The 13,914-nt window shown below is 53.3% G+C and carries 14 protein-coding genes and 1 other annotated feature; of the genes, 4 read left to right on the forward strand and 10 right to left on the reverse strand.

What is annotated here, in order from left to right:
* Entirely contained in the window at positions 1 to 285 is a 285-nt protein-coding gene (locus J3A71_RS03315) for a general stress protein (RefSeq protein ID WP_028699941.1), read from the reverse strand.
* Between the two features lie 136 nt (positions 286 to 421).
* The gene (locus J3A71_RS03320; protein ID WP_009681427.1) at positions 422 to 874 is read right to left on the reverse strand and encodes a response regulator; all 453 of its coding nucleotides are present in this window, start codon (positions 872 to 874) and stop codon (positions 422 to 424) included.
* Positions 875 to 1,141: 267 nt separating this feature from the next.
* Between J3A71_RS03320 and J3A71_RS03325 the strand changes: the two genes are divergently transcribed.
* Positions 1,142 to 1,420, forward strand: coding sequence for a hypothetical protein (locus J3A71_RS03325; protein ID WP_028697813.1), 279 nt, complete (start codon positions 1,142 to 1,144; stop codon positions 1,418 to 1,420).
* Positions 1,421 to 1,477: 57 nt separating this feature from the next.
* On the opposite strand, the gene J3A71_RS03330 is transcribed toward J3A71_RS03325, so the two are convergent.
* Genes J3A71_RS03330 through J3A71_RS03340 form a run of 3 tightly spaced genes read right to left on the reverse strand, consistent with a single transcriptional unit; the run spans position 1,478 to position 4,285 of the window.
* Positions 1,478 to 2,803 carry an SDR family oxidoreductase gene (locus tag J3A71_RS03330; RefSeq protein WP_028699940.1) on the reverse strand — a complete coding sequence of 442 codons (1,326 nt, stop codon included), beginning with the start codon at positions 2,801 to 2,803 and terminating at the stop codon, positions 1,478 to 1,480.
* Between the two features lie 32 nt (positions 2,804 to 2,835).
* Positions 2,836 to 3,069: a PLDc N-terminal domain-containing protein gene (locus J3A71_RS03335; RefSeq protein ID WP_028697811.1), complete on the reverse strand. Its 234-nt coding sequence runs from the start codon at positions 3,067 to 3,069 to the stop codon at positions 2,836 to 2,838.
* Positions 3,070 to 3,082: 13 nt separating this feature from the next.
* Positions 3,083 to 4,285 (reverse strand): zinc-dependent alcohol dehydrogenase, encoded by a 1,203-nt coding sequence (locus J3A71_RS03340; protein WP_028697810.1) that lies wholly within the window; start codon positions 4,283 to 4,285, stop codon positions 3,083 to 3,085.
* Between the two features lie 206 nt (positions 4,286 to 4,491).
* Here J3A71_RS03340 and J3A71_RS03345 point away from each other — a divergent pair, with 206 nt between their 5' ends.
* Positions 4,492 to 4,800, forward strand: a complete 309-nt coding sequence (locus tag J3A71_RS03345; protein ID WP_028699939.1) for a hypothetical protein — start codon at positions 4,492 to 4,494, stop codon at positions 4,798 to 4,800.
* A gap of 1 nt (position 4,801) precedes the next feature.
* Here J3A71_RS03345 and J3A71_RS03350 read toward each other — a convergent pair.
* Positions 4,802 to 6,024 (reverse strand): IS3 family transposase gene (locus tag J3A71_RS03350; protein WP_154670344.1). Its coding sequence is split into 2 segments (ribosomal slippage): positions 4,802 to 5,739 and positions 5,739 to 6,024, totalling 1,224 coding nucleotides; the frame shifts between segments, so codons are not numbered across the junction.
* Positions 5,630 to 5,746: a sequence feature (AL1L pseudoknot), on the reverse strand. Its footprint overlaps the gene before it by 117 nt.
* 181 nt (positions 6,025 to 6,205) lie before the next feature.
* On the opposite strand from J3A71_RS03350, the gene J3A71_RS03355 reads away from it, so the two are divergent.
* A complete protein-coding gene (locus J3A71_RS03355) occupies positions 6,206 to 7,060 on the forward strand; it encodes a hypothetical protein (RefSeq protein ID WP_049275214.1) in 855 nt (284 codons plus the stop codon).
* Between the two features lie 155 nt (positions 7,061 to 7,215).
* Here J3A71_RS03355 and J3A71_RS03360 read toward each other — a convergent pair whose 3' ends face one another.
* Together J3A71_RS03360 and J3A71_RS03365 are read right to left on the reverse strand one after the other, a co-directional pair.
* Complete coding sequence (locus J3A71_RS03360) at positions 7,216 to 8,337, reverse strand: YiiX/YebB-like N1pC/P60 family cysteine hydrolase (RefSeq protein ID WP_028699936.1); 1,122 nt, start codon at positions 8,335 to 8,337, stop codon at positions 7,216 to 7,218.
* Between the two features lie 86 nt (positions 8,338 to 8,423).
* Positions 8,424 to 8,996 (reverse strand): hypothetical protein, encoded by a 573-nt coding sequence (locus tag J3A71_RS03365; RefSeq protein ID WP_028699935.1) that lies wholly within the window; start codon positions 8,994 to 8,996, stop codon positions 8,424 to 8,426.
* A 388-nt stretch (positions 8,997 to 9,384) separates the two neighbouring features.
* On the opposite strand from J3A71_RS03365, the gene J3A71_RS03370 reads away from it, so the two are divergent.
* Entirely contained in the window at positions 9,385 to 10,296 is a 912-nt protein-coding gene (locus J3A71_RS03370; RefSeq protein WP_028699934.1) for a CAAX amino protease, read from the forward strand.
* 88 nt (positions 10,297 to 10,384) lie between these two features.
* On the opposite strand, the gene J3A71_RS03375 is transcribed toward J3A71_RS03370, so the two are convergent.
* Positions 10,385 to 12,865 (reverse strand): DEAD/DEAH box helicase, encoded by a 2,481-nt coding sequence (locus J3A71_RS03375; protein ID WP_028699933.1) that lies wholly within the window; start codon positions 12,863 to 12,865, stop codon positions 10,385 to 10,387.
* A complete protein-coding gene (locus J3A71_RS03380) occupies positions 12,866 to 13,660 on the reverse strand; it encodes a Hachiman antiphage defense system protein HamA (RefSeq protein ID WP_028699932.1) in 795 nt (264 codons plus the stop codon).
* Between the last annotated feature and the right edge of the window lie 254 nt (positions 13,661 to 13,914).

Here is a 13,914-nt window from a genome sequence, read left to right on the forward strand (position 1 = left end):
TTAACGGTTCTCGCTACCGCGACCGCCGCCGTGGCTGTTTTGCCCGCCTTTACGGCCAGCCTCCGAGGCACGCTCACGGTCGTTGGCAAAGTTGCCGCCTGAGCTCTGCCCGCCTTTACGGCCAGCCTCCGAGGCACGCTCACGGTCGTTGGCAAAGTTGCCGCCTGAGCTCTGCCCGCCTTTGCGACCTGCCTCCGACGCTTTCTCGCGATCATTGGCAAAATTGCCAGGATTGTTCTGAGCAGTACCACCTTGATGGCCACGATTGGTTTGGTTGTTAGCCATGATCTTTCACCTCATGTCGTCACACAGGAAAGTCTGTGTTCAACTCGGACGTCCTGGGGCGGGGTGTTTACTCAGTGGGTTTTGGCCAAGGCCGACGGGTTGCGCGAAAGAACCGGTGCAGGCGTGTGTGGCGTCCTTAAGCTTTGTTCGCGAACGTTTGGGAAAGATCAAGCTTGGCAGACGCCGACCTCCCACCCCCGTCGGCGTGGTTCAGCTGAGCGCAGAGCAGTTCCTGGAGCTGGGTTATTGGCCACGGCTTAGGAAGGAACTCCGCACCTGGCGGCAACACTCTCCCTGCAAATTCGTAGTATCCGCTCATGACAATGATGCGCGTCTGAGGTTTTTGCTGGCTTGCCATCCAGGCAAGATCAACCCCATTGAGTAAACCAGGCGTTTGTACATCCGTTATCAGCAGCGTCCAATCTTGCTTCCTCAACGCCTCATTACCGTCATCGGCAGTCGCCACCGCTGTCACCATGGCCCCCCATTCTTCCAGGTACAGGGTCAAAAGCTCTCGAATCATGGGTTCGTCCTCAACGATGAGAACAGTTGGGCGAATTATCTTCGCAGCGGAAAGCAGCTCTTTCATATGTGTACTCGGACATGCGGCTGCAGGAAGGGAGGGACATCCAGGTCTGCTTGCTTTCTTCCAGCAAGACGTAGCAGCGCGCCATCACTACGACATCGCTAGCGTTCAAGAAATTCACTCCAGCTTGAGTCAGTGCCATACATTCCCATCCGTGAGCGGATCTATAACGGGGGCGACCATCTGGACGCATCCATGCCGCTGACACCGCCCTACTGAACCTCTGCAATCTGCGTGACTCAACCCTCCATCAGCGTATGAGGCCTCCTGATGCGAACGCTCGAGAAAAACCTGTCTGCCGCCCAATTGCTGAAGCTCAATTGTTTGGCGGTTTGGTATCGGATGCTTGAAGACAGGGCATTGCGCATGGACTCGCCTGACGACTATCACGAGGAACTGCTTCGCCAGGCCGATGAGATGGATCGTCGAGGGATTATCTGCTGGCAGGAATGGCGCGATCTTCGTCTGGAGGCTGACGTTGCTTACCTGAGAGCGGTAGCAGGGGAGGACTATCACCCGGTTAAACCCACGAGCTCGTCAGCAGAGTAGGGATCGAACGTGATCTCGCAATGAAACCACGCTCATTCCTCTGTAAGCAGATCTTCTCTATCTATCCCTGCGTCGTGAATGTGTGAGTGTAAAACCCACAAGGATTCCCAGCGCCGCTGCGCCGATCAGCAGGGGCGTTTTATCTTTTGGCTTCCTCCAACCTCCTTCGATACCCCTCCCGCCACTTGGAGGCTCAAAGAGGTTGCCTGATGATGCTTCGGCTATGGGGCTGCGATTTATCCCCCAGCGCGACAGCCTTCCTGACAACAGAGGCAGGCCTGGTATCAGGTAGCTGGCCAAATGCGCGAGGCGCGCCGCAGCGCCAACCGTGGTGTGAGCACGAGGCGAGATTGCGCAGGCCACCATAGCCTTCGCCACCATTTCGGGATCGTATATGGGGCCTGGTGGTGTCAGCGCGTGCCCTGTGTAGTTGCCGCCGTCTCGGAAGCCAGGTGTGTCCATGACTGCTGGATAGATATCGCAGACATGGATGTTGGGATATTCAGTCAGCTCGCCTCGCAATGCCTCGGTCAGTCCACGTAAGCCGAATTTGCTCGCCGAATAAGCGGCGGCGTAGGGCTGGGCCACCCAGCTGCCCAGCGACAGCGTGTTGATGAGCGTGCCGTTACCCTGAGCCTTGAAGTAGGGAAGGGCGACGTAGGCACCTCGCAGGTAACCGATCAGGTCAGTCTGGATGACCTGCTCGTGCGCCTCCAACGGCGTTTCTTCGAAATTGCCGACCGCGCCGACCCCGGCATTGTTGACCCAGATATCGATCCGTCCATGTCCAAAGTCTGCGGCCTGAACGGCAAGCGCTTGAACCTGGTCGCTGTGGGTAACGTCGGTCGTGATCGCTATGGCGTCCGTACCGCAATCGGTGCATTCATCCAGTACGTCGAACAACGCCTCTTCGTCGCGTGCGGCGAGTACCAGGCGAGCACCTTTGCACGCAAAGGCATGCGCGGCTGCTCGGCCTATGCCGCTGGATGCGCCGGTGATGACCACGACCTTGCCGCGCAGAGGCCCTTTGAGCGGAGCGCCACGGACAGGCGCTTCTCGTTGCGCACCCGAGGCGCTGGGGTCAAGGGGGGCAACGGTTTCGCTGGCCTCGATCCGCGAGAGCTCAAGAGAGGTGCCATCGATCAGGGTCAACGTCAGCCCTTCCACCGTGCCTGCCTCCCGGTTTGGAAATACGGGCTCACCTTCGGCATCCAGGCTGTCGTAGATGAAGCGCGTACCTTCGAGCCAGCCCACGGCGGTGAGAAGCTCAGGGCCGAGATAATACTTCCCGTCTTGAAAGAAGCCGGGGAACTGATGAGCGCGCTCCACGTTTTCCACGCGATAGCGTTTGCCTGATTTCATGCCTGTCGCTTGATTGATCATGTTGAAACCCCTGTAAGTGGAGCTCGGAAATGTCAGCCTTTGCTGTGCTCATCGGAAGTGGGCCCGGTGCCTCGCTTGATGCCTCGCGGGCCGGCAACGCCCCAGATACCCAGGCCAACCAGCGGTAGCGCGAGTATCAGCAGAGCCCAGGCCGCTTTGACTGCATCTGACTTGTCGCTTCTGAAGACGCTGACGATGGCCCACAGATCGATCAGTAAAAGGATTGCCGCGACGGCAATCCAGAAGTAGCTGGCGATACCGTTCATGTGCTTGACTCCTCTACACGAAGTCAGGGCCCAAGGCGCCCGCTGCCGCGCCTGGCACGAGGATGACCTTGCGACAGTTGTCCTGCTTCTGATCGAACATTTTGTAGCCCATGGCCGCTTCTTCGAGGGCCAGGCGGTGGGTGACGATCAGCTCTGGTTGCAGGCGTCCTGCCTCGATGTGTTCAAGAAGTTCAGGCAAATATTTCTGCACATGGGTCTGGCCCATCTTGAAGGTAAGGCCTTTGTCGAAGGCATCGCCGAACATGAACGCGTGGATGAAGCCGGCGTACACACCGGGGACGCTGACAACGCCACCACGACGCACTGCAGCAATGCTCTGGCGCAGCGCCTTGCCGCTGCTGCCTTCGATCTTCAGCGCCGTCATTACCGTTTCGGCAGTGCTGCCTTTGGCCTCGAATCCGACCGCATCGATCACCGCATCGACCCCGCGCATGCCTGGAGTCTGACGGATGATGCTGTCGGCTGGATCGTCGTCCTGCTCGAAGTTGATGGGTATGACGCCGTAAGCCTCGCGGGCGTAAGCCAGGCGGTAGCCGTTGTCATCGACCATGAAGATGGTCTGGGCACCGAGCATTCGCGCACAGGCGGCGCTCAGCAAGCCCACCGGCCCGGCGCCGTAGATCGCCACCGATGACCCTTGGCCTATTTCGGCATTGATGACCGCCTGCCACGCGGTCGGCAGGATGTCCGAGAGAAACAGTACCTTGTCATCGGCCAGCTCGGTGGGCACTTTGAACGGGCCGACGTTGCCCTTGGGCACCCTCACGTAATCCGCCTGGCCGCCAGGGATACCGCCATAGAGATGGCTATATCCAAACAGCGCGGCGCCTGGGGGAATCCCCTTCTTGTTGATGATCGCACCACGACCTGTGTTGGTGGTTTCACAGGCAGCAAACAGATCGTGCTGACAGAAGAAGCAACTGCCGCAAGCGATCACAAAGGGAATCACTACGCGGTCGCCGATCTGCAGATTGGTGACGGCACTGCCAGTATCTTCGACGATGCCCATGAACTCATGGCCGAAGATATCACCCGCTTCGGTTTCTGGAATTTTGCCTCGGTAGAGGTGCAGGTCAGAGCCACAAATGGCCGTGGCGGTGACCCTGAGGATGATGTCGTCTTCGTGCTCGATGATGGGATCGGGGACGTTATCGACCCTGACGTCGTGTGCTCCGTGGTAGGTGAGCGCTCTCATGAGGGTAAGCTCCTGCAGGCGTTTTTCCGTGGTAGGTATGCAGGGGAAGCCAGGACAGATGGCAAAGTTCAGCCCAACAAGTCCGGTGGTACTTAAAACTCATTCTCGACGCCACCATTTCAAGCTGAACATTCCTGATCACACCGGTATCGAACGATCTGAGCCCGTGCCACAAGAGCCAGGCCGATTAAACGAGGGGCGGGGCGATGGACGACACGATGTTGGCATTCATGGTGTTCGCTGCCTCACGACCTGAAGTGCTTGAGCAGGTACAAGCGCTTACAGAAGCGGAGGCATTGGAGGCTGGCGAAGCACTCCCGGATCTGCGTGAAACCATGGCCGTTCAGATCCTCACTGCTGAAGCCAAGGCTCAGCGCAAAACCCTGGCCACGCTCGTTGAGGTGATTTTGGGCAAGGTCGTCATCGAGCCCGATACGGCCACCAATCCCGGTGCCTCCAGCCTTGAAAAATACAACCTGAATCGCCCCGGGTTTCGTGGAGGCCGTTTCGTTTAAGTCAGGCCGCAATGGCCTGACCTGCTTGTTGCTGGTGGAAGTTTGCCTCAGCCTCCGCAGGCGGGATATAGCCGATTGAGCTCAGCAACCGCTGGTGGTTGTACCAGTGCACCCATTTCAAGGTCGCCATCTCAACAGCCTCGCGGCTCTTCCACGACTGGCGGTAGATCAGCTCGGCCTTGTACAGCCCGTTGATAGTCTCAGCCAGGGCGTTGTCATAGCTGTCGCCCTTGCTGCCAACTGAAGGTTCAATGCCGGCCTCTGCCAGTCGCTCGGTATAGCGGATCGAGACGTACTGGCTGCCACGGTCGCTGTGATGGATCAGGCCACCCGTACGATGTGGCTGGCGGGCATACAGGGCTTGCTCCAGGGCATCCAGCACGAAGTCGGTCTTCATGCTGGTACTGACTCGCCAGCCGACGATACGGCGTGCAAAGACGTCGATCACGAACGCCACATACAGCCAGCCCTGCCAGGTCGACACATACGTGAAGTCCGATACCCACAGCTGATTTGGGCGGTCGGCATGGAATTGGCGCTGCACGCGATCCAGCAGGCAGAGCGACTTGTCGCCGGCCACCGTTGTGCGCAGGATCTGGCCGCGCCTGATGCCCTGCAATCCAGCCCGACGCATCAACCGCTCTACCGTACATCTGGCCGCCTCGATACCTTCTCGCCTGAGTTGCTTCCAGACTTTCACTGCGCCATAGCACTGCATGTTGGTGTCCCACACCCGCTGGACTTCCAGGGTCAACGCGTCATCACGCTTAGCACGGCAGCAGCGTAGTGCCGGGTTGCGTTGCTGTGCCGCGTGCCTGCGGTAACCGGACGGGGCGATTTGCAAGACACGGTAAATCGACTCGACCCCGAGACGGTCACGATGCTGATCGACGAATGCCCTCAGGACTTGGTGCGGCGGTCGAGCTCCGCCTGGGCAAAATACGCACTGGCCAGGCGCAGGATCTCGTTGGCTTTGCGCAGCTCGCGATTCTCTCGCTCCAGGGCCTTGATGCGCTCACGCTCTTCACTAGTCTGACCGGGGCGCTGCCCCACATCTGTCTGCTGGCGACGAATCCAGCCATGCAGGGTTTGCGCGGCACAGCCAATCTTCGGGGCAATGGCCTCAATGGCCGCCCACTCGGAGGGGTAGTCATTCAGGTGTTCCAGAAACATGCGCACGGCACGTTCACGGACTTCAGGGGAGCAGGTCGTAGTCTTTCTCATGGCCTCATCTTCTCAAGAGTTGAGGCCTCCACGAAACCCGGGGCTATTCAGAATAGATTGTCTGCGATGATGTCATTAAGCTATGATCGTGAAATTACTTATCAAATACGCTAGAGGATCCCTTTGAGGATATTGATCCCTTTGAGGATATTTAGTGCTTTCATTGTCTGAGCCAGTGTGAATGAATAAGCCGGTTAAATTTCTAAAATTTCTTTGGTCGCCTCCGCAGTCTGTCGAGATGCTTATCTGGATGGTTGTGCCATTACTTTTGTTCTTCCGTCAGACATATGTTTACGGGTACAGAGCTATTGATTATTCTCTTCAGGAAAATTTTGGATTAATTATTGTTTCTACGCTATTTATCCTTTTTCCAATATTCTTTAGGCAAATATTCTCAAGCTTTCCTTTGGAGTTTTTGCTGAAAGGTAAGGCTTTCCATCAGGCATCTGCCAGTCTAGAACATAATGTCCCACCAAGGGTTGGGGATGGTTTAGACGGTAGCCATGCAAAGCGTTCTCGCGTTGCAAGCGGAGCGGATCTCCTGTTTGATCAGGCTGAAAATTCCCGCAATTTGGCCAGAAGCATTTATGGGCGTGCTGGCGTATATCTACTTCTCGGTATATTGGTGGCATTTTCCGGCCTTGCTTTTTTCTATATCCAGACGCCCGTTTTAAATGAGCCGGGTCAGCTGATCGATAAGCTGCTGCTTTTGGCGCCAAAGTTCGGGATACTGTTCTTTATTGAGTTTGTTGCTTTCTTTTTCTTGAGGCAGTATCGATCGGCTATGGATGAGTTTAGGTATTACGAGTCGATCGCAAGAAGGCGGGAGGAAGTCAGCGCGCTGCTCATACTCTCAGCTGAATCCGAGCCGAAGATCAATTTGATGGAGCTTCTGAAAAGCGACTGCTATTTCTCAAAGATTTCCGCACTTGAGAAAGATCAGTCTACAGAGATCCTTGAAGCCAGAAAGCTGGAGAAGGGTGAACTTGAGCTCTTGGAAAAAGTCGTAGATACGCTTGCTAAAGTTAAGCGCTGAGGATAAATAGGCTGCCATTCCTTTTGGCGATTCCAGGTTCTCGGAAGGGCGGCGTCACCCCATCGGCATTCGTGTAGAGGCTACATGCTGATAGGTGGCGCATCCAAGTGTCTGCTTTCGTAGCATCCCTATCAGCGCAACCCCTGTGATCTTATTCAGATTGGGCGATGTCCATCCAACAACTCTTGCCCTTGGCGAACCACAGATGCAACGGTCTCAATGGTTGAATTCAGATTTTGGGCCTCTTCCGGCATTCTAAGACTAAGGTAAGTGTCCCGAATTACCGATACTCGGATAAGGATTTCCTTAAGCATATTGTTGTAGAGTCTTATCTGTAGCCAGAAAAAATTAAGATTTTTTTCTTTATATAGCTGCGAAAGCTGATATTGCATTGTTCCAAACCTTCGGAAAAGGCCAGGCTCCTTTTCAAGCTCGTCGTCGATATAGTCGCCAGGATCTTCAATTTGCCTAAGTTGATGTATGAGGAGTTTGCTGCTGTATCGATGCGGGTTGTTTATTGATTCTATTTTGTAGAATTCAAGATAACCGCTGCTCTGCATGAATTCAGATATTTGTTGGTCGTACTCTGGGTGAGCAAGCAGGAAGCTGTTGACATCATCAAGCGCTTGGATATCCCATTTTTTAGCCAGTTCCTCATTCTCACCTACTAGATGTCTGACCTTGCCTAGCCAGTCATAGGTTTGCCGCTGATGCGTCTGGTTTGGATCCTCCGTCATCGCGAAGGTAACCTCTGCTTCGCTAGCAGGCCTAACCACCCCTGGAACGGGCTCAAAGGCTTGACACAGCGAGAGTTGTCTCGGAGTGCAGAACGCGGGATTTCTCAAATTGATGAGATTGAAGTTTGCGTGTTCAAAGGACTTAGCTACCAAGCGAGAACAGAACTGTCGTTCACTTTCCTTGTGCCGCAGTAGCGATCTCGCTCTTACCGTGATTGCCTCATTGACCGAGTAAAGACTTCCAACCTTCGATTGTGCATAGTCGCATATAGCGTTTACCTCTTCTTCGGAAAGTGGCCGTTTGGCGCGTAGTACAAGAATATCAGTTGCTTTGTCAAAGATCAGGCGCTGTGGACTTTTGGAAAACACACCATCGAGAGTAGCTTCGATTGTGGTTCCTCCGATGTAAAGGGCAGCATGAGAGTATCTGCTTGCGGTGGCGGCTCGGATCCCCAGACTGGTGAGGCTCTTATCACCGGTCAGAAGGATATCGGCACGGCGGAGCAGTGAACGCTCTAGGATGAATTTATTGGAAGACATCGAAAGTCCTTCTTCTAGTTCTCAAATATGATTTTAATTGAGGGGTAGTGACGAAGGCCACGATTGGCATTTCTGCCGCCTGCGGCTCATCGGCGCCTAGTCCTGGTATGGCCGGAGACATGGTGCGATCTCACCGCCACGGGGCCATTGCGGGTGTTTCGGATGTGACCGCTTCGAACGTGTCCACTGACATGCTGAAAGATCGGCCAATCGGGCAGGAATGACAGCCCCTGTGTGTGGTGCCTGTAAACCTCAGGCATGTATTTCTTCAGGTACTCCTCCAGCGAGTCCTCTGCCACCTCGAAGTTGTAGACCCGCCAGTAGGCCTCGACCAGGTCTCGGTTTCGACGAAGGTAGTAGCGCTCGAGCCATCCTGGGTTATCCGTCTCGTATTCGTATTTTGCCAAGGCAGCAGCGTCGCTCAGCGATGCCTTGAAGCCCTCCTTCCAAGCCAGGAGCAGCATCAGGAGCACGCCTACGACGGCCATGTGATCTTTGTCGTAGATGAAGAAGTAGACGGCTGCCGGCGAAGCAAATCCGAATGCCAGCCAGCCAATAAGAGTGAAGGGAAAGAACAGGATCGGAGCAATGAGCAGGACAACCGCGGAGACGAACCAGGCTCCGAGAACGCCCGACAGCTTGAGCCAAATGTTCGGCATGAGTTCCCTCTGATCAACCAGTTCTGAGCCTGAAGGCCTAAACGAGCGTTACGAAGTGATGGCTATATGGTGGCAGGTCGATGGTAGCCTAACGGCTGACTAGCAAGGAATACGTGAACGATTTAGGGCGCTTTTTAGGTGCAGGAATGGCGGTTTGGAAGCGGGATGATAACGGGGGAGGCGACGTGTACGAGGGGGTGAAATGAGTACTTATATTCCAGAAACGAAAACCCCGGCTCGAGGCCGGGGCGGGTGTTTCGTGGTCTTTGCAAGGAGTCGTAAGCTTTCGCTCATTGGAGCTCAATGCCAACCGTTTCTCAATCCTACGAGCGGTTGACACTGATGTCAACCCCCTTTATACAGGCACCTGGCCAGTAGGAAGCCGAGCATGCCTCACACCATCCAGTATAGACCCCAGCTGATCGACCACCTCATCAGCTCTCACCGAATCGCCAGTTACAGCAAGGTATTTTCGACCAGCAATGACGCTGAGCTAGTGGGGGCCTACCTGTGGAACTCGCACGTTTGTGGGGTTCTCTACCCCCTGCTCAGCGCGGCGGAGGTCACGTTACGGAACTCGATTGACACCGCCCTGACGGCTGATCTTGGGAAATTTTGGTGGAAGGCAAAGACGCTTAAGTACAAGAGCTTTACTCCCGGAGGCCAGGTGCCCGATGCGGTCGCGAAACTGACTAAAAATTTCGGGTCAGCCTTCAACACCGCCTGGTACGAGCGCAAAAGCCGGCAGGTCAGTGGGCAGCCAGACCACCAAGAGGTCGTATCCAAAACGGAATTTTCCACGTGGGAATTCGTTCTGGACAACGAATATATGGGTAACAACCTTATCTGGCCGAAGAATCTTGGGCGGGTTTTCAAGGGCCAGTGGCCAACGAGTCAGGCGAGCGCCATGCTGGCCGGGTGCAAGGATCAGGTTGCGCCGGTACGGAAGTTCCGAAATCGAGTGTTCCACCACGAACCCGCTTGGAAGCGCTTCAACGTCAATGATGAACACCAAGCAGTGGCCCACCTGCACGAGAAAATCAGCAAAATCACTGAGCTGATCTCATGGATTTCGCCCGAAAAGATCGACCTTCTAGAGAGATCCGGGGTGATCCGAACGGCCTACCGTGCCTGCTCCGTGGCCGAAATCGAACGGTTCAAGTACCAGTCCAAGACGAGCACGGTCAACAGCATGGTCAAGCTCATCAAGGTTGCAGAGGCTGCAAGCGCTGGAAATGAGGTTATGAAAATCGCGTTATATGGAAAGCGGAAGGCGGTCTATACCCTTCAGGCTGACTGATAGGTGTTCTGCTGGCCGCCTCCGAGTCCTGCCCGCCCTCCCGGTATCAACCAGGCCAGCGGGCATCATCCTTCAGCTCTCTGTGGAGCTACGCCGACTGCTCTGGCACAGGTTTCAAGTTCAGCTGGGCTTCAAAGATCAGCAGGTCACTTTCTTCGTTCCGTCTCATCAGCCCGATTACATGGGAGCTGACCTCGATCTCACCATTCGCATTCATGCGCACATACCGAGGGTATCGATCAAGCAACAGTTCGGATAATCCGCGACTATACCCCTCGCGAATCAATTTGATTTTTGATTCATCGTCGGTACCGTACTTCACTCGCTTGTAGAAGCTAGGCTCTACGGCGCCCACTCCATTGAGGATCTCAAGGAATCTGAAGATTTTGTTGTCAAAAAAGTCGTCTTCGTCTTTGAGCCTTACGATTGCGAGATTGACTCGTTCTACGTCGTTCTTTCGTGAAATTCTTACATAGTGAGCACTATGGCTATTTTTGTACTTGGTGTCGCCCCAGCTGGACACGTATACATAGTCAGTGCCTTTCGTTTGGGGGAGATCTTCCCAGTATTTTAACGTGTGTCTGATGATTTGTTTTGTAGTGCGTTTTTTTAGTTTCCAATCCAGGAACATTGCGTAAAAGTCCAACGCTGCCTGATTTTTTAGGCGCAGCATGTCGCTATTTTTTGTTCCTGCATGAAACTTTTCGATGAAGCAAGTCTTGATGTCGGTTAAGAGCCGGTCGGCGGTATTGATTGGCCCATTCGCCTCGAGTGATAGGCTAATGGCTTCGTCCACGTCTTCTTCTGAGGCAAATACGTCGATTTCGCTGACGCTGTTGGCGATCATTAAGCGGCCAACCTCTGTCTTTACATATTTGCATTCTTCGCCAGTGACAACGCCTGGCTGAAGGTTTTCAAGCCTTGATACCGCGTCCTTGTGGCGTAGGGCGGCCTTGTCATCACTTATGTCAGCTGCTTCGAGGAGAACATTGTTGACCGTGTCTTCGTCTTCTTTCGAGACGTTTACGGAATTTTCGTAGAACGTCTTGAGGTTCGCTCTCTTGTGGGTGTATTCATCAACACCCAAAAGGTAAATGCTGGATTCAAGCTTTTGCAGCGCAGAACCCGCCTTGGGGTCAAATACCTCACTAAATCTGTTTACCCGACCAATCAAATTTTTGAACTGTGATGACGTCAGGTTTCCTATTCCTTTGGAGTAGTCAAATATAAACAGTCGCTCGATTGGTAAATTTACTCCTTCAAGCAACGTTGAGTTGCATACCAGGTATTTCATCGCCTTGGACTTATTGAACAGATTTTCAAGATAAAGACGGATGGTATCTGGGATTGAACCGTGATGGTACATCACACCCTTTCGTAGGCAAGCGATGAGCCGATAGCGCTTGTCGAACGTTTCCTCGAGTTCGTCGCAAGCTGTTTGAACCAGTGGGCATTCAATGTTTGGCAAGCTCTCGGCTAGTTCGAGCGCAAATTGCTCGATCCGTTTTTTCGTGTTTCCGTAGATAATGTTCTTGGCAAGGGATTCATTTTTAATAAGGTCAAAGCAGTTCTTGTGCTTGCGATCTAAGTCAATCCAGTGGTTAAGGAAATGATCATAGAGCTTAAGCTTTCCATCATCCTTTCCGGTTCTGAAGTCCCTAACAAGGAAACGCTCGGATTTTATATACTCATCAATCCTGAATCCCTTCGGTGTCATGTCCAAGTAGCGAACACGAACATTAAGCTCATTGCAAAGGAATGGAGTTAGAAACTTGAAGGAAGTGTCGGGGTTGCGAGCTCCCAAAATACATAGCATCGTGGCCAATAGTTCGTTGCGGCTATCGCCCTGGAGGAGGTTGTGCGCCTCGTCCACGAACACCATGTCGAATTTTAAATAACTATGCTCGTTAAGCATGCGATTCAGTCGTTCTTGAGTCAGTACAAAAACGCGGCAGTTTCGCTCAGGAGAATACATCTCGGGGTGCGTGATGACTTTGCCCATGTCGTTGATGTCAGCATAAATCAACCGCTTTTTTGTCTGAGCCAGTAAGGCTTTTGAGGGTACAAGAATGAGTACACGTTTTTCAGGGTTGTCTCTAACGGACTTAATGATCAGCTCTGATTTGCCGTAAGAGGTCGGAGCTACTACAACTGATGAATTTTCATACTCAGCTTGTACGAAAGTTCTCAAGGTGTCCTGCTGCTCTGTAAGCACCATCTCTTGATCGCGGAAGGTATCTACGTAGCTACTTACGATGTTCTGGATAAAAGAGTTGCTCAGCCGTTCATCTTGCTCAAACGACTTTCCGATAACGGCAGAAACTGGGAGAAGCCCGCTGTTCACGGCTACGTCGTAAAGAGGCTCGTATCGGCCAGTAAGGTTTCCATAAAGCAGGGTGATTCGATAACCTAGGCGCTTAATTTCTGCCGCGCTGTGATTAAGTAGTAATACAGCGATAGCGAGAAGTTTTACAGTTTCCCCATCGGACATTTCATGACCGCGCAGAAGGTTCATGTAAATGTCTTTGAAACGGGTTTTTGCTAACTCCTTGATGGTGAGCTCTTGCATTTAGCATCCTGCCTCTGTGCGAAGGAAGTCTTCTAGCTTCTGAAGCGTTCCTTTCTGAAGCGATAGCACTAGAACGGTTTTGAATATCGGGTTGGCTATCAGCTTGTTTGTGAAATGTTCGACTGTCTTCTCTTCTACTTTTCGCGTCGCATCGTTGAATAGCGCAGATACCAGAACGACATTGTTGTCTGAGGCAACAGCAGTGTTCAGGTAGGCGTTGTCACCCTCTAGACCTAGAATCTCAAGAACTGATTCTTTGTAGCCTTTACTTTCATTGATTGATTTCTGGGCGGCATTGATCGCGTTGTGCCAATGGTTCGTCTCGGCCTCGGCAAGTCGGCCCTTTAAGTCATCTCGAGCCTTGGCCAGCAATGCGCTAGTAGCTGCGCAAGAGGTTCTTGTGCCTGCTCCGCCCGACTTTACCTCGGTGATCCACACTTCATTCGAAGCGGATTCGTACAGGACGAGGTCAAAGCCTTTCCTGATGTGTTTTTCTTCCATGTTGAAGAGCGGGGAAATGACATCGAAGCTATCGAGCTTTTTAAGAATGATCACGTGTGCCAGGAGTTCTCCAAGCATACCAATTCGCGTCTTATCTTCTTTAGTCGAATAGCGATCCCAGAATGATTTGAGGGTGGCTGCATACTTGAACATGATTGAGCTGCGGCTGGCGAGATCGGCGCCATGGCAGATACGCGTTAGGTTGTCTCGTATCGTGGTCTTTAGCTCATCAGAAAAGTTTTCAACACAGCACACTGCGTACTGACCGGTTTGCTTGAAAATTACGCCATCCATAACACGATCTTTCCAAAGGGGCCGCAGCCTTTGCTTTCCCCATCGCCGTAGGCGACAGGACTCGAGGATCTGGCAGAAGAATCAGCTCCCCGGTGAGCGTCTGCGCTCGCGATCAGAGAGGCAATTCACGGCAATCAATGCCATGGAGGCACTGTGCCATTTAGTAGGAAGTATAGCGAGAGGTGTCTTTCACACCCCGAGATTTTCCCGCTCCCAAACTTAGCGTGGATTACCGTTTTAGGGTGAGGGGCGCG

Origin of the sequence: Pseudomonas sp. PvP089 (assembly GCF_017875165.1) — a bacterium.
GTDB classification, from domain to species: domain Bacteria; phylum Pseudomonadota; class Gammaproteobacteria; order Pseudomonadales; family Pseudomonadaceae; genus Aquipseudomonas; species Aquipseudomonas fortuita.